Here is a 15,374-nt window from a genome sequence, read left to right as displayed (position 1 = left end):
CGGCGTGTTTCACACGGCGGCTTCCGCCGCCAACTGCTCGTCGCACACCGCCTTGACGCAGGCGCGCAGCCATTGCTGCGCAGGGTCCGCGTCCAGCCGAGGATGCCAGATCATGGAGATGGTGATCTCCGCCACCGTCAGCGGCAACGCGAAACTGTGTAGGCCGGCGCGCAGACGGCCGGTGTGACGTTCCGGCACGGTGGCGATCAGGTCGCTGGCGCTGGCCAGCGCCAGCGCGGTGGCGAAGCCGCCCACGGTAACCGCGACATCGCGGCTCAGACCTTGCGCGCTCAGCGCTTCATCCACCGGCCCAAGCAGTCCGCCGCGGCGGGCCACCATCACATGGCGGCCGGCGGCGTAGCGGGCGGCGTCGATGGCGCCGGTCGCCAGCGGGTGGCCGGCGCGCACCGCGCCGACGAAGCGGTCGCGGAACAGCATGCGTACCCGCAACTCCGGCCCGGCTTCGTGGCCCACCACTCCAGTGTCCAGATCCACCGCGCCGTCGCGCAGCGGCGCGTTGTCCTTGTCGTGCTTGGGCAGAAAGTGCAGCCGCACGCCCGGCGCCTCGCCTTGCAGCCGCTCCAATAGCCGCGGGCCGAAGTTCTCGGCGAAACCGTCGCTGCAGCGCAGCGTGAAGCTGCGTTGCAAACTGTCCAGCCGCAGCGTCCCGGCCGGGCGCAGCGCGCTTTCCGCGTCCAGCACCAGCGCGTGCACCCGTTCGCGCAGTTCTAACGCGCGCGGCGTCGGCGTCAGGCCGCGGCCGGCGCGCACCAGCAGCGGGTCGCCGGTGACGTCGCGCAGCCGCGCCAGCGCGCGGCTCATCGCGGAGGGGCTGAGCCGCAGGCGCCGCGCGGCGCGGGCCACGCTGCCTTCGCTCAGCAGCGCGTCCAGGGTGATCAGCAGATTGAGGTCGGGCATGGGCATGGCCTCACCTTAGCACAAGGATACATGGCGTCAAACGCAACTATTCAGTGCAAACCATGCGTCTTCCGCCCGCTATGGCGGCGGCGTAGCCTGTGTCGAGTCCGTGTCGACGGCCCCGGCGTTTCGGGGCCGGACGCGGTTGGGAGTCGCCGTCATGCCTGTTTCTCCATCCTCTTCTTCTTCCGTCGTCGCGTTGGCTGGCCTGGCGCTGGCCATCCTGCTGGCGTCTCTGGGCGGCAGCGTCGCCAATGTCGGCCTGCCGGCGCTGGCCGCTGCTTTCCGGGTTAGTTTCCAGCAGGCGCAATGGGTAGTGTTGGCTTATCTGCTGCTGATCACGCTGGCCAGCGTCAACGCAGGCCGGCTGGGAGATCAATTTGGTCGTCGACGCGCGTTGTTGGCGGGCATCTGCCTGTTCGTCGCGGCCTCGGCCGGATGCGGCGCGGCCACGGCGTTTTGGGCGCTGATCGCCGGACGCGCTTTGCAGGGCGTCGGCGCGGCGTTGATGCTGGCCCTGAGCATGGCTTTTGTCGCCGACATCGCGCCAAGCGACAAAGTGGGACGGGCGATGGGACTGTTGGGTGCCATGTCCGCCGTCGGCACCGCGCTGGGGCCGTCGCTGGGCGGCGCGCTGATCGCGGGCTTCGGTTGGCGCGCGATGTTCTGGCTCATGCTCCCGTTGGGAGCGCTGGTTTTCGCGCTGGCCTGGCGCGCGTTGCCGGAGGCGCGCGGCTCCGTTGCCGAGCGCGCCGGTTTCGACATTGTCGGCAGCGGCTGGCTGGCGCTGACCCTGGCCGCCTACGCGCTGGCCGTGACCCTGAAGCTTGACCATTCTCGCGGCCATTTCGGCGCGCTCAACGCCGTCTTGCTGCTGGTGGCCGCCGTCGGCTGCGCGGCTTTTGTCCGGACCGAGTCCAGGGCCGCCGCGCCGATGTTGAACTTGGTCTTGTTGTGCGATCCGGCGCTGGCCGCCGGCCTGTTTTGCAATGCGCTGGTGTCCACGGTGCTGATGGCCACCCTGGTGGTGGGCCCGTTCCACCTGGCGCGCGGCCTGGGGCTGGACGCCGCCGGCGTCGGCCTGGCGATGTCGGCGGGGCCGTTGGTGGTGGCCTTGAGCGGCGTGCCGGCCGGGCGGCTGGTGGACCGCCACGGCGCGGAAGCCATGGCGCGCGCCGGTCTGGCGGGCATAGGCGCCGGCGCGCTGGCGCTGGCTCTGCTGCCGTCCAGCCTGGGCCTGGCCGGCTATCTATTGCCGCTGGCGCTGATCACTGCCGCCTACGCCTTGTTCCAGGCGGCCAACAACACCCAGGCGCTGACCGGCGCGGCGGCGCGGCAGCGCGGCCTGGTGTCCGGCCTGCTCAATCTGTCGCGCAATCTGGGCTTGATCAGCGGCGCGTCCTTGATGGGGGCGGTGTTCGCCGCGGCCAGCGGCGCCGCGGACATCGCCGTCGCCGCGCCGCCGCAAGTGGCCGCCGGCACGCGCGCCGCCTTCGGCCTGGCGGCGGCGCTGATGCTGGCCGCGCTGCTGGCGTCGGCGCGCGCGCGCAGAAAAGTCGTCCCCTGCTGACGTCACGTTGTCAGCAGGGGGCAGGCAGACTGGTTCTTTTCCACGGCGCAAGCCGCATTTCAGTGAAAAGGAACAAGCCATGACCTTGGCCCCCCAACCCAATCTGCAATTGCTGTATGTGACGGATATCCAGCGCTCCACCGCGCTGTACCGCCGTTTGTTCGCCGCCGATCCGGTGTTCGTCAGCCCGCGCTACGTCGCCTTCAGCGCCGGCGGCGAGGCGCTGTTCGCCTTGTGGAGCGGCGGGGCTGCACCTTATGCCGATGTTCCGAGATTCGTCGAAACCGGTATCATGCTGGCATCCGGCGAGGCGGTGGACCAGCTGTACCACGCTTGGCGGAACGACCCCGATCTGCGTATCGCTGAGCGGCCCAGCACCGAAGTCTTCGGCCGCACTTTCTTGGCGCAAGACCCGGACGGGCACCGGATCCGGGTGTGCCAGCGGGATTGAGCGTTTGCGTCATGCCTGCGGCGCTTTGGTGGTCTGGCCTCGCTGCCGCGCGGCCGGCCTGAAATAAAACTAAGGGTAATCATGCGAATACACATCATGGCCGCCTTGGCGGCGTTGAGCTTGCCCGCCGCGGCCTGGGCCAAGGTGGACAGCTACAAGGACTGGGCGGTGGCCTGCGACAACACCCGCCATTGCGAGGCCAACGGCACTCAGGCCGCGGACGGCGACAATCCGGTCAGCCTGCTGCTCAAGCGCGACGGCGGCCCCAATGCGCCGCTGACCGGGGAGTTGATCGCGGCTGACGCCGACGACGGCAAGGTAGGGCCGCTGACCTTGCGGCTGGGCGATTTCAAACTGAGCGGCTTGAAAACCGAGCAGAGCTTGAGCGCCGCGCAGATGGCGCAGCTGCTGCCACGCATGCTCAACGCGGACGAGATCGGCCTGAGCGACGGCAAGCTGGAATGGACGCTGTCGCTGGCCGGCCTCAAGGCCGCCTTGCTGAAGATGGACGAGGCCCAGGGCCGCCTGGGCACGCCGGGCGCGCTGGTGAGGAAGGGCGCGAAGCCGGAGTCCTCGGTGCCGCCGGCCTTGCCGGCGCCTTTGCTGAAACCCGTGCCGGCGGCGGCCCGGCCCGGCGACGCCGCGCTGGCCGCGCCCATTCTCAAGGCGGTGCGCGAGCGCGGCTGCTGGGAGGACATGCCGGACGCGGAGAACCCGAGGATAGACGTTCACCGCTTGAGCGCCGACAAGGTGCTGGTGCTGCGCGAATGCGGCCGCGGCGCTTATCAGGGCGGTTTCAGCGTGTGGATAGCCCGGGACAAGCCGCCGTATCGGCCGGCGCTGGCCAAGCTGGCCGACGGCGACGCCGCCTATTTAATGAACGCCGAATTCAATCAGGGCGTGCTCAGCAGCTACGCCAAGGGGCGGGGCATAGACGATTGCAATGTCAGCGCCTCCTGGGCCTGGACCGGCGGCGGCTTCGAACTGATGCACGCCGACGAGGCGCCGCAGTGCCGCGGCATTCCCGGCGGCGTGTCGCTGCGCAGCTGGGTGACGCGGCAGAAATAGGCGGGCTTGGGCCCGCCGTGGCCAACGGCGCCCCGCAAGAGCGCGGGAGCGCCGATGTCCGTCCTTAGCGTGTGGACGCCGTGGAGGAGGCCTCGGGTTGATGGAGGCCGAAGCTCAGGCCGCCGGGCGCGTGGCATTGAGCGAATTTGCCGAAGCCCGGCTCCTCCGCAATCTCTCCGTCGACTTGGCCGCCCAAGGCCCGCACCCGCTCAACGGCCGCGGCCAGATTGGGTACCTGGAAAAACAGATCGATCCGGGGCGCGGCTTCGCCTCCGTGCAGGCCGGCTTTGATCGAGCCGGCCTGAAACCAGCCGCCGCCGTCCGTGCCCATGGGGTGGAAGCTCCAGCCGAACAGTTCGGCGAAGAAGGCCCCGACGGCGCGGGCGTCTCCGGCGCCGATCTCGATGTAGGAAACAGGTGATGCCATGAGAATCTCCTTAGGAGTTAAAAAGCCTATCGGCCTATTTCAACAGCCTAAATGATTATAGATCGCATCAGCTTGGGTCGATGGCTTCCAGTTCCACTCGCAACAGTGCGAGCGGCCGCGCGGCGTGCAGCCGCAGCGTTTCGCCGCGGCGGGCGACGGCGGCGTCCCAGGCCGCCAGTGGCATCAGATTGCCGTTTTGCAGCAGTTGCGCGCCGTCCTCCAGCGCCAGCAGCAAGATCAGTTCGGCATCGACGCGCAGCTCCAACACGTCGTCCACTGTCAGATAGTCCAGTCGCGATTGGTAGCGGCCGCGCCGCGTCATCACGTTGAAATCGGTCAGCGGGCCATCCAGCAGCCGGCTTTGCGCCGGAGTTTCCCCTGCGAAGGCCAGCGGCGCGTCGCCGGGCGTCAGCCGCAGGCTGTCTTGGCCGTCCAGTTTCAGTTCCAGCCCCGCGCCTTGCAGGATCAGCAGCTGCCGGTCCACGCCGTCGAAGCGCGAGAACGGCCCGTCGCTGGCCACGCTGGCCAGGCTGACGCGGTAGTCGAAGTCGTCGAGGCCGGCCCCGGCCGGGGAGACCAGCAATTGCCGGGTGCTGCCGCCGCCGTTTTTCCACGGGCTGGGCGGGCAGTCTTGCAGGCGGATGAGCGTCATGGCGGGCCTCAATGCAGGTAGTTGATGATCCAGGCGTGGAAGGGAATCGCCACCAAGTCTATCAGTACCGCGCCGCACAGCGGGATGATCAGGAAGGCCTTGTACGAGGTGGCGCCGTGTTTCTGGCATACCGCGCTCATATTGGCCACCGCGTTGGGCGTGGCGCCCAGGCCGTGTCCCATCAGGCCGGCGCACATCACCGCCGCGTCGTAATTCTTGCCCAGCAGGCGGAAGGCGATGAAGACGCTGATCGCCGTCAGCGCGACCACCTGCAAGGACAGCACGCCCAGGAGCGGCAGGGCCAGGTCGTACAGCTCCCAGATCTTCAAACTCATCATCGCCATGGTCAGGAAGACGCCCAGAGAAATGTCCGCGATGGCGTCGATGGCGGCGCTGTTGAGCCGCAGCAGCCGCGCGCGGTCGTTTAGATTGCGGAACACGATGGCGGCGAACATGGCGCCGACATAGGCGGGCAGCACGAAGTCCCAGCGTTGTTCCACTTGCCGGGCGAGCAGCGTGCCGGCGGTCATCAGCGCCAGCACCAGGCCCATGGCCGCGATCAGCGAATCGCTATTCACGGTGACGCTGGCTTCGTGATCGTGATAGGCCGGCGTTGGAGCGGTGCCGCTGCTGGGCTGGATGGGCAATTGGTAACGGCGGATCAGCCAGCTGGCCAGCGGCCCGCCCAGCACGCCGCCGGCGATCAGGCCGAAGGTGGCGGAGGCCAGCGCCACCGCGGTGGCGCCGCGAGTGCCCAGTTGTTCCGCCATCGGACCGAAGGCCGCCGCCGCGCCGTGGCCGCCTTCCAGCGACACCCCGCCCGCCATCACGCCCAGCGTCGGGTCCAGGCCGAACAGGGCGGCCGCGCCGGCGCCGAACACGTTCTGGAACACCGCCAGCGCCCAACAGATGCCCAGATAGATCAGCAAGGTGCTGCCGCCGGTGCGCAGCAGCGCCAGGCTGCCGCCTATGCCCACCGTGGTGAAGAAGGCCACCATGAACGGGGTTTGCAGCGTGGTGTCGAAACTGACCGCGGCGAAGCCGCTCTCGCGCAGCAGCAGGACGACGATGGAGACGGCGAAGCCGCCTATCACCGGCGCGGGGATGCAAAAGCGTTCGAAGAAGCGCACATGGCGCTTGAGCCGGTAGCCGGCCAGCAGGGCCAGCACCGCCAGCGCGGTGGTGGCGATCAAATCCAGTTTCAATTGCTGCATGGGTTTCTCCTTTGCAAAAGTGCGGTTCGCCGCTGTGCCGCGGCTTGTTCCGTCTGGCGAGTCCCGCGCTGACGCGCGAGGCGTTAAACAGCTTGCGGAACCGGTTTCAGAGCGGCCGCGTCAGCCGGTGTATCAGCCGCGCCGCGGTGCGGGCGGTCAGTTGATCCTGATCCAACTCCGGGTTCAGCTCCGCGATATCGGCCAGCCGCAATTTGCCGCTGGCGCGGAGGACGTCGATCAGCGTTTCCAGCGTGGCCAAGGGCACGCCAAGTGCCGCCGGCGCGCTGACGCCGGGCGCTTGCGACGCCGGCAGCGCGTCCAGGTCTATGGTCAGGTACAGGTCGTCGCAGGGCGCGATGAAGTCTCGCAGCGTTTGCAGCGGCTGTTCCAGCCGCCACGGTTGCAACTCTTCGTCGAACAGCAGTTGGGCGTCCAATTGCCTGGCAGTGGAGAACAGCGCGGCGGTATTGGCGGTTTCCGCCACGCCGGCGCACAAGTAATGGAAGGACCAGCCGCGTTGCTCGCAGTCGGCGGCGATCTGGGCGAAGGGGGTGCCGGAGGAGGCGCGCGGGCTTTGGCGCAGGTCCAAGTGAGCGTCGATGTTGACGATGCCAATGCGCGGCGCGCGCCCGGCGGTTTCCAGGTGACGGGCCAGCCCAAGAAAGCTGCCGTAAGCCACCTCGTGGCCGCCGCCCAGCACGATGGGGAACTGGCCGGCGTCCAAGAGGCCGGCCACCTGTCGGCCCAATTCGGCCTGAGCGGCTTCCAGTTCGTCGTCCAAGCAATGGATGTCGCCGGCGTCGTAGGCGGTTTGCTGCTGATGCCAGGCCAGATTGGCCAGCGCCCGGCGGATGGCGCGCGGCGCGGCGGCCGCGCCCGGACGGCCCTGGTTGCGGCGCACGCCGGCATCGCAGGCAAAGCCCAGCAGGGCGAAGCCGGCGGCGGCGCCGGGTTGCCATGGGCGCACGCGTTGATGCCAGCGGCGAGCCAGTTCGCCTTCGGCGTCGGTGCGGCCGCTCCAGGCCGCGGGAGGAGTATGTAGCGTCATGCTTGCTCTTTCGGTGTCGGGCCGCTCAGTCGCAGCCCAGGTAAGCGCTGATCTTGCGCGCGGCCTGGCGGGTTTGCTCCACCAACTGGGCGCGGCGTTGGGCGCGTCCGGAGGGCGCCATCAGCGTCAAGGCGCCCAGCAGCTTGCGGCGGCCCTGCAGCAAGGGGGCGCTGACGCCCCAGATGCCGGGGTCGATGGCGCTGTCGCTGGTGGCGTAGCCTTGGCGGCGCACCTCGGCCAGGGCCTGGCGCAAGGTTTCGTGTTCCTCCGGCGGCAGCATGCTGTCCAGGGAGGCCTGGCTTTGCGCTGCCGGCATGAAGGCCAACAGGGCTAGCGCCGAAGCCCCGCGCGCCAGCGGCTGCCCCTTGCCGGCGGCGAAGGCGCAGCGCAGCGCCTGCTGGCTTTCCATCATCTCGATGCAAATCACCTGCTGGCGGGTGGCCACCATCAAGGCCACGGTTTCATTGCTCAGCCGCGCCAGCCGCTGCATCTCCGGGCGCGCCTGCGCCGCCAGCGTGTTGTGCTGCTGAAACCCCATCGCCAACTGCAGGCCCAGCGGGCCGGCGTGGTAGGCGCCGTCCTCGCCGGGCTGCAGCAGTCCCCACTGGCTCAAATGGGTTAGCTGGCGGTATAGCGTGGACGGCGGCAAGGCCAGTCTCCGCGCCATTTCCTTGGCGCTCAGCGGCTGGGGCGAGGCCGCCACCAGTTGCAGGGTTTGCAGCAGACGATCGGAGGAAGAACTGAGGGTGGGCATGTCTGGTCCTTATTAGGATTTTCTAACCTTATCTACTGCGACTGTCCCGAAGAAGCCTGGTTTCTCATATGGCGGTAATTACCTGGAGATTTTTGTTTTTCATTCCCGTATTGCGGGAAATATGGCTTTGGACGGAGGGCGGGGACGGCTGGCGCGGACCGGCGGCCATGGTTTACACTGCCGGCCTGTATCCGCTATGGATGAAAGAGAAGCCGTGCCCTCTAAGCGAGACGGCGACAACGCGGAACGCGCCGACTGTGGAACGGTTTCGCGCCATCATTAAAGAAAGGAGGTAAATATGGTTCAGTTTGCGCGCCCAGAAATGTTGGCTCGCTTGTATGGCACATTTGCCGGCTCTTGCCCGAGTTCCATCGCGCTGCGATAACCGGGTCGGAGCAAAGCCACTCTTCATTTCGAGTTTTACTCGCCGAGTCTTTTCCGACTCTCATGTTGTCGCCAGCGCTCCTGTTGACAGGGATTTTCACGTCCCAAAGAAACGAGAGCAAGAGCATGACAACCCTGATTTCCGCGCAATCCTTGCAACTGGACGCCGGCCACGGCCCGCTGTTCCAGGACCTTTCCTTTACCGTAAAACTGGGCGACCGCATCGGCCTGCTGGGCCATAACGGCTGCGGCAAGAGCAGCTTGCTCGGCGTGTTGGCCGGCCAGCGAGAAGCCAATGCCGGCATGGTGCAATACGCCGGCCTGTGCCGGCTGCAATATGTGGAGCAACATCTGCCGGCGCGGCTGGCGGCTTTAAGCGCGCGCGCGGCGCTGCTGGAGGCGGTGGATCGCCAGCCGGAGCAGCACTGGCGGGTGGACAGCCTGCTGGACGAGCTGGAATTGTCGGCCGCGGCCGATACCCCGGCGGCCAGCCTCAGCGGCGGCCAGCATACTCGGCTGTTGTTGGGGCGGGCGGTGCTGCGCCAGCCCAATCTGCTGTTGCTGGACGAACCCAGCAACCATCTGGATCTGCCGTCCTTGCTGTGGCTGGAAGACTTTCTGCGCCGCTGGCAGGGCGGTTTCATCCTGGTGTCCCATGACGCGCGACTGTTGGACGCGGTGACTTCGCACAGCTGGATTCTGCGCGACCAGCGCCTGTACCGTTTCGAGCTGCCGTGCAGCCGGGCGCGGGCCGCGCTGGCGGAGGCCGATGCCGCCGCTCGCGCGCGCCATGCCGGCGAGCAGAAGGAGATCGACCGCCTGACCGTCAGCAGTAAGCGCCTGGCGGTTTGGGGCCGCGAGCACGACAATGAAAAACTGGTGCGCAAGGCCAAGTCCATGCAGAAGCGGGTGGAGAGGCTGAAGGAGGAGCAAGCCTTCGTCAGCCGCGGCAGCCCATGGCGCTTGCGGCTGCAAGGCCTGCCCTTGGAGGCGGACCGCTTGCAGGTCTTCGAAGGCCTGCAGGTGCGCGCCGCGCCTGGCCTTCCAACGCTGTTCGAGGCCGACGAGTTGAGCTTGCGCAGCGGCGACAAAGTCGCCCTGCTCGGCGCCAACGGCGCGGGCAAGTCGTCTTTGCTGCGTCAGTGTTGGCGGGACTGGCTGCAAGGCGAGGCCGGCGCTGGTTGGCGGCCGCATCCGGCGGCGCGCATCGCTTATTACGACCAGTCGCTGCGCCGGCTGGACGACGCGGCTACGCTGCCGGACTCGCTGTATCCGTTCGCGCCGCTGAGCGACGCGGAGCGGAGGCAGGCGCTGATTTCCGCCGGTTTCGCCTATGCGCGCCATGGCCAGACCGTGGCCACCCTCAGCGGCGGCGAGCGCGCGCGGCTGCTGTTCCTGGCCTTGTCGCTGGCCAGCTATCACTTGTTGTGGCTGGACGAGCCGACCAACCATCTGGATCTGGACGGCAAGCGCGAGCTGGCGGAAGAACTGGCCGGTTTCGCCGGCGGCTTCCTCTTGGTGTCGCACGACCGCGAGCTGATCGAGCAATCGTGCAACCGCTTCTGGGTGGTCAGCGACGGCCGGCTGCGAGAGTGGCCGGACGCCGCCAGCGCCTACGCCCAGCTGTTCACCCCGTCGGCCGTCACGGCCGTGGTAGAGCCGCCGCTTGAGGCCGGCGACACGCCCGCGGCGAACGGCGCGGAGCGGCAGCTGGAACGTTTGTATCAGCTGGAGGCGCTGCTGAGCGCGGACCTGGCACGCAAGCCCAAGCATCAGAAGCCGCATTTGCAGCGGGAATGGCGGCGGGAGATGGGGGCGCTGGAGCGGGAGTTGGGTTTGTAAGCCGGACGGGCGGCGTTAAAAACGCCGCCCGTTCGTCGCCCGTTCGGCCGTTTCGTCCATCGCCCTGGGCGTTTCGTCGCAAGCCGCTATCGGCCGCGTTTGGGGCTGGCTACAGTGAGCAGCGTTAACCACAACGCATCACTAGGAGCTAGACATGGACCGGGAAAAACACGCGGAAGCTTTGGACGGACTGAGCGGCGTCAAGCACAAGATCGCCATTTACTGGCGGCTTTATGTAGACTGGCTGGCCGGGCTCGGCTGGGGGCGGCTGGCGCTGATCTCGCTGCTGGCCTTGATTTTAAGCGGCGTGCTGGCGTTGAGCGGTGCCGTGGTTTTTTTGATACTGATGTCCTTCCTGGTCAAGGCCTGCGTTGCGCCGAAACCGTCGAAGCCGGCGGCGCTGACGGAGAGGACCGAGGAAGAAATGAAGCAAGACCGGGGGGCGTATCATGGATAGGCAAAGACATGCGGAGGCGCTGGCGGGCATTGACCTCGTCAGCCACAAGGCCTCCATCTACTGGTGGCTGTTTTTCGATTGGCTGGCCATCGTCGGCTGGGGGCGGCTGCTGCTGATCTGCTTCCTGGGGCTGATCATGGGCGGCATCATCGGAGTGCCGGTGCTGGCCTTTTTCCTGGGCGTGGCTGTCTGCGTCGTCAAGATCGTGGCCGGCGGCAAGCGTCGGGCGGAGCTGCGCGCGGACGAGGCGGTGGTTCGCAGCCAGCAGGCGGAGGAACTGGCCGAGGTGGAGGCGCTGCAACGCCAGTTGGCGGAAGCGCGGATGGGAGCGCTGCAGGCGCAGATCGAGCCGCACTTCCTGTTCAACACTTTGTCCTCGGTATGCCAATTGATGGAAACCGCGCCGGAGCGCGCCTTGCTGATGCAGAAGGCGCTGATCCGCTACCTGCGCTCCTCGCTGCCGGAATGGCGGGATTCTCCGGCGGAAACCAGTCTTGGCCAGCAACTGGAGCTGTCGCGCGCTTACCTGGACATCATGCAGTTGCGCATGGAGGACCGGCTGCGGGTGAGGCTGGAGGTGCCGGAGTCGCTGCTGGACGCGCGCTTTCCGGTGATGATGCTGCAAACCCTGGTGGAAAACGCCATCAAGCACGGCCTGGAGCCCAAGGCCGAGGGCGGCGACATCGTCATTGGGGCGAAGGTGCTGACCGGCGAATTATTAGTGACGGTGAGCGACAGCGGCGTCGGTTTTCCGGAGCAGCCGGGGCAGGGCATGGGTTTGAGCAATATCCGTGAACGGCTGGCCATGCTGCACGGCGAGCGCGCGCAATTGCAGCTGGAAGTGTTGCCGGAGGGCGGCACCCGCGCCACCATAGCCCTGCCGTTCGCGCTGGTGTGAGCGGCTAGCCTGACGGAGGACAGCGATTGATGACGAAACTAAGCGCGGTGATCGCCGACGACGAGCGCCTGATGCGGGAGCAGCTGCGCATGGCCTTGCAGAGAGTGTGGCCGGAGTTGAGGATAGCGGCGGAGGCCCATGACGGCGCCGAGGCGGTGGAACGGGTGCGCGAGCACCGGCCCGACCTCGCCTTCCTGGATATCACCATGCCGGTGCAGAACGGCATCGCCGCCGCGATGGAGATCGACGGACTGTGTCCGGTGGTGTTTGTCACCGCCTACGATCAGTACGCGATCAAGGCCTTCGAGGAAGGCGCGGTGGACTATCTGCTCAAGCCGGTGGAGGACGAGAGGCTGCTGCGCACGCGTCAGCGCTGGGAGCAGCGGCAATTGGCGCTGCCCACGCACTGGCAGGCGTCCTTGCAGCAACTGAGCCGCCAACTGGCGCGGCCGGACTATCTGCGTTGGATCAAGGCCTCGGTGGGCAACAGCCTGCGCATGATCAGCACCGGCGAGGTCTTGTTCTTTCAGTCCGACGAAAAATACACCCGGGTGCAGACCGCCGGTTGCGAGGCCTTGATCCGCATGCCGATCAAGGAGCTGTTGCAGGCGCTGGACCCGGACGAATTCTGGCAGATTCACCGCTCCACCCTGGTGCGGGTGGACGCCATCGAACAGATCAAGCGCGACGACGGCCAGCGCGGCCTGTTGCTGCAATTGCGCGGCTATGCGGAGCCGCTGGAAGTCAGCCGCAGCTACGCCCATCTATTCCAGCGCATGTGAACGGGCCGTCGCAGCCGGCATGAAAGCTGCTTGTCCATGCCCATGATTCAATGGGAGACCGAAATGATGCGCATCAGACTCGCGCCGGCGCTGGCGGCCGGCGATTACTCGCGCTTAAGCGCTTTGTTGGCGGACAGCGTGGCCGGCGGCGCTTCAGTGGGTTTTCTCGCGCCCTTGCGGGTATCGGAGGCCGCCGCGTATTGGGCGCAGGTGGACGCGCTGCTGGGCGCGGGCTTGCAATTATGGCTGGCGGAGGAGGGCGAGGCGTTGTTGGGCTGCGTGCAGTTGGCGCCTTGCCAGCGCGGCAATGGCCGCCACCGCGCCGAGGTGCAGAAACTGCTGGTGCATTCCGCTTGCCGCGGCCGCGGCGTGGCGCGCCAATTGATGGCGACGCTGGAAGATCATGCACACAAACAGGGCATCCGCCTGTTGGTATTGGATACCGAGGCCGGCTCCGACGCGGAAGAGGTCTACCGCAAACTGGGCTGGAGCAAGAGCGGGGAGATCCCGGATTACGCCGTCAGCCCGGACGGGCGTCTGCATCCCACCGCTTATTACTTCAAGTGTTTGTGACGCGTTGACGGACCGCTCTCAGAGGCGGCCACGGTGCGGTTTTCAGCTTGCGGCGATGGCGGCCAGCGCGTCGCGCACCGCGGAGACAACCCGCTCTGGCTCGGAGAGCTGTGGAAAATGGCCGCTGCGGGCGGCGATGACGTGGCGGCCGCGCGGCGACAATGCCGCCAGCCGGCGCTGGCCTTCGGCGCGCGCGTCCAGCACCGCTCTGGGGGTTAGCCAGGACAAGCTTGGCGCGCCGCCGCTGATCACGCACAGGGGGATGTCGGGGAAGGGCGGCGCTTCGGCGATCTGCTCCGCGCTGCGTCTGAGGTGCCCGGTTTCGTTCAGGGTGTCGCGGTCCTGAGCCAAGTCCAAGGCCCGGCGCATCAACTGGCCCAGCCGCCCCAGGCGCGCGTCCAGCGCGCTGATGTCTTCCGGCGCCGCGGCGTCCAGCAATACGGTGGCGGCCACTTCGCCGGCGTAGCTGCGGGCGAACAGATTGGCGATCAGGCCGCCCAGCGCATGGGCCACCAGCACATAGGGCGGGGTCAGGCCGGCCTTGAACAGCAGCGCGCGCAAGGTTTCCATCATCGCGGCGCTGGTCTGAGCTTCGCGAGTGTTGCCGCTGTTGCCGATGCCGCAGCGGTTGTAGGCGAACACGCCGCTGAGCGCTTCCAGTCCCGGAAGCACTTTGTACCAGCTTTCCATCGGCGCGCCGGCATCGTTGATCAACACGATGGGCGGCGTCGCGTCGCCGACGGCGATGTACTCCATGGGGACGCCGTCGATGGCGGCGATAAGCTTTGGGGGCAGGGTGGTCATGACGTAAGTCGGCGGCGGTCGCCGAAAAATAGTCTATCCAGTTGTTTTTGTAAGAGAAAAATTAATTCAGTTCCTGAAAGTCATTATGAAGTCGAATTTTCCAGCGCCAAAGGAAGCGGGGCCTGCCCGCCGTCTGTAGCGCGGCGGCAACTTGCGCGTGGATTTGCCGTTGGTCAAGGAAATGGAGAATGGCGGCGCCGTCCCGCTTGAGGGGGCTTTCCGGCCAGTGGTATGTTTGTGGTATTCCCGGCCCGGCCGCGCGCCGCGCCGTTTGATTCTCCATTTCTCCAGGTGGCGATGATGTCCAAACCCCGTGCCGTATATTTGCAGTCGGGCGGTCCGACTGCGGTGTTGAACGCTTCCGCGCAGGGCGCGATTGAAACCGCGCGCAAGCGCGGCCTGTCGATGTACGGCGCTTTCGACGGTCTGGCCGGCTTGCTGGAGGACCGTTTGTGCGATACCGACGCGGTATCGGACGAGGCCATCGCCCAACTGGCCTTCATGCCCGGCGGCAGCTTCGGCGTCAGCCGGCGGATGATAGGGAGCTTCGCCGAGGCCGGCGACGACTGGAGACGGCTGCGCGAGGTGCTGGCCCGGCACGACATCCATTATCTGCTGGTCAACGGCGGCAACGGCTCGTTGGGCTGCGCCGAACGGCTGGCGGAATTTGAACGCCACATGGGCTACCCGCTCAAGGTGGTGGGCATTCCCAAAACCATAGACAACGATCTGGTGGGCACAGACAACAGTCCCGGCTACGGCTCCTCCGCCAAATTCCTGGCCAGCGCGATGCGTGAAGTGGGCCTGGATATGACCAGCATGGGCTGGGGCCGGGTGTTCATCATGGAAACCATGGGCCGTCACACCGGCTGGCTGGCGGCGGCCTGCGCGGCGGCGGCGCGCAACGAACGCGAAGCGCCGCACTTGCTGCTGCTGCCGGAGGTGGCTTTCGACGCCGAGCGTTTCCTCGCCGCGGTGGACGACAGGTTGGCGCGCTTCGGTCAATGCGCGATCGCTGTGGCGGAGGGCATCACCGACGCCGACGGCCGCTTTGTCGCCGAAGCCAAGAAGTCCGAGGTCTACGGCCATGAGCAATTGGGCGGCGCCGGTCACTGGATCGCCCAGCTGCTGTTGCGCGAACGCGGCATTTCCGCGCATGTGGCGCAGGTGGATTATTTGCAGCGAGCCGGCGGCCACTTGGGGTCCAGCATGGATGTGCGCCAGGCCTATATCATGGGCGAGCGGGCGGTGGAGTGGCTGTTGGCCGGCAAAAGCGGGGTGATGGCCGGCATCAAGCGCATCCAGAACCATCCCTATTGCTGGGATGTGGAGGAGGTGCCGCTGGCGGTGGTGGGGGATCAGGAGAAGCGGCTGCCGCCGGAGTACATCGGCGCCGACGGTTTCAGCGTGACGCCGGCCTTTCTCGATTATGTGCGCCCCTTGATGGAGGGAGAGCGGATTCCGCCGTTCAAGGACGGATTGCCGGACTACCGGCCCATCGCTTGGCCCAAAGTGTGAGCGTGATTGAGAAA

At 66.9% G+C, this 15,374-nt stretch carries 16 protein-coding genes; 9 read left to right on the top strand and 7 right to left on the bottom strand.

The features are described 5' to 3' along the window. Nucleotides 1-9: 9 nt before the first annotated feature. Complete coding sequence (locus GYH29_RS15220; protein WP_161524058.1) at nt 10-924, bottom strand: LysR family transcriptional regulator; 915 nt, start codon at nt 922-924, stop codon at nt 10-12. Between the two features lie 154 nt (nt 925-1,078). Here GYH29_RS15220 and GYH29_RS15215 point away from each other — a divergent pair, with 154 nt between their 5' ends. The 3 genes from GYH29_RS15215 to GYH29_RS15205 all read left to right on the top strand — a co-directional run bounded on the left by GYH29_RS15215 (nt 1,079) and on the right by GYH29_RS15205 (nt 4,007). Next, nucleotides 1,079-2,488 (top strand): MFS transporter, encoded by a 1,410-nt coding sequence (locus tag GYH29_RS15215; RefSeq protein ID WP_161524057.1) that lies wholly within the window; start codon nt 1,079-1,081, stop codon nt 2,486-2,488. Between the two features lie 79 nt (nt 2,489-2,567). Next, on the top strand, nt 2,568-2,939 hold the full coding sequence (locus GYH29_RS15210; RefSeq protein WP_107731973.1) for a VOC family protein: 372 nt from the start codon (nt 2,568-2,570) through the stop codon (nt 2,937-2,939). 81 nt (nt 2,940-3,020) lie between these two features. Then, nucleotides 3,021-4,007 (top strand): DUF1176 domain-containing protein, encoded by a 987-nt coding sequence (locus GYH29_RS15205; RefSeq protein WP_161524056.1) that lies wholly within the window; start codon nt 3,021-3,023, stop codon nt 4,005-4,007. Between the two features lie 64 nt (nt 4,008-4,071). Here GYH29_RS15205 and GYH29_RS15200 read toward each other — a convergent pair whose 3' ends face one another. The 5 genes from GYH29_RS15200 to GYH29_RS15180 form a co-directional block, all read right to left on the bottom strand. After that, on the bottom strand, nt 4,072-4,434 hold the full coding sequence (locus tag GYH29_RS15200) for a VOC family protein (protein WP_161524055.1): 363 nt from the start codon (nt 4,432-4,434) through the stop codon (nt 4,072-4,074). A gap of 67 nt (nt 4,435-4,501) precedes the next feature. Next, nucleotides 4,502-5,086 carry a HutD/Ves family protein gene (locus tag GYH29_RS15195; protein ID WP_161524054.1) on the bottom strand — a complete coding sequence of 195 codons (585 nt, stop codon included), beginning with the start codon at nt 5,084-5,086 and terminating at the stop codon, nt 4,502-4,504. An 8-nt stretch (nt 5,087-5,094) separates the two neighbouring features. Beyond that, nucleotides 5,095-6,300, bottom strand: coding sequence for a sodium/glutamate symporter (gltS, locus tag GYH29_RS15190; protein ID WP_161524053.1), 1,206 nt, complete (start codon nt 6,298-6,300; stop codon nt 5,095-5,097). Between the two features lie 106 nt (nt 6,301-6,406). Further along, the gene (hutG, locus tag GYH29_RS15185) at nt 6,407-7,348 is read right to left on the bottom strand and encodes a formimidoylglutamase (RefSeq protein ID WP_081575479.1); all 942 of its coding nucleotides are present in this window, start codon (nt 7,346-7,348) and stop codon (nt 6,407-6,409) included. A 25-nt stretch (nt 7,349-7,373) separates the two neighbouring features. Further along, nucleotides 7,374-8,102 carry an IclR family transcriptional regulator gene (locus GYH29_RS15180; RefSeq protein WP_161524052.1) on the bottom strand — a complete coding sequence of 243 codons (729 nt, stop codon included), beginning with the start codon at nt 8,100-8,102 and terminating at the stop codon, nt 7,374-7,376. 510 nt (nt 8,103-8,612) lie between these two features. Here GYH29_RS15180 and GYH29_RS15175 point away from each other — a divergent pair. The 5 genes from GYH29_RS15175 (at nt 8,613) to GYH29_RS15155 (ending at nt 13,038) form a co-directional block, all read left to right on the top strand. Next, on the top strand, nt 8,613-10,328 hold the full coding sequence (locus GYH29_RS15175) for an ABC-F family ATP-binding cassette domain-containing protein (protein ID WP_161524051.1): 1,716 nt from the start codon (nt 8,613-8,615) through the stop codon (nt 10,326-10,328). A gap of 154 nt (nt 10,329-10,482) precedes the next feature. After that, nucleotides 10,483-10,785: a hypothetical protein gene (locus GYH29_RS15170; RefSeq protein ID WP_019103694.1), complete on the top strand. Its 303-nt coding sequence runs from the start codon at nt 10,483-10,485 to the stop codon at nt 10,783-10,785. Further along, a complete protein-coding gene (locus tag GYH29_RS15165) occupies nt 10,778-11,683 on the top strand; it encodes a sensor histidine kinase (protein ID WP_019103695.1) in 906 nt (301 codons plus the stop codon). Before GYH29_RS15170 ends, GYH29_RS15165 begins: the two co-directional genes overlap by 8 nt. Nucleotides 11,684-11,712: 29 nt before the next feature. Then, the gene (locus tag GYH29_RS15160; protein ID WP_107731981.1) at nt 11,713-12,465 is read left to right on the top strand and encodes a LytR/AlgR family response regulator transcription factor; all 753 of its coding nucleotides are present in this window, start codon (nt 11,713-11,715) and stop codon (nt 12,463-12,465) included. Between the two features lie 63 nt (nt 12,466-12,528). Further along, entirely contained in the window at nt 12,529-13,038 is a 510-nt protein-coding gene (locus GYH29_RS15155; protein WP_085951928.1) for a GNAT family N-acetyltransferase, read from the top strand. A gap of 42 nt (nt 13,039-13,080) precedes the next feature. Here the strand turns inward: GYH29_RS15155 and GYH29_RS15150 are convergent, their stop codons facing one another. Continuing rightward, nucleotides 13,081-13,842, bottom strand: a complete 762-nt coding sequence (locus GYH29_RS15150; protein WP_161524050.1) for an alpha/beta fold hydrolase — start codon at nt 13,840-13,842, stop codon at nt 13,081-13,083. A gap of 300 nt (nt 13,843-14,142) precedes the next feature. Here GYH29_RS15150 and GYH29_RS15145 point away from each other — a divergent pair, with 300 nt between their 5' ends. After that, nucleotides 14,143-15,360: a 6-phosphofructokinase gene (locus tag GYH29_RS15145; RefSeq protein ID WP_081575508.1), complete on the top strand. Its 1,218-nt coding sequence runs from the start codon at nt 14,143-14,145 to the stop codon at nt 15,358-15,360. The last annotated feature ends 14 nt before the right edge of the window (nt 15,361-15,374 follow it).

The sequence above is a fragment of the Chromobacterium haemolyticum genome (genome assembly GCF_009936155.1).
Lineage (GTDB): Bacteria > Pseudomonadota > Gammaproteobacteria > Burkholderiales > Chromobacteriaceae > Chromobacterium > Chromobacterium haemolyticum.
Note: the sequence above shows the minus strand (reverse complement) of the source record. Positions and strands in the feature narration are given on the sequence as shown.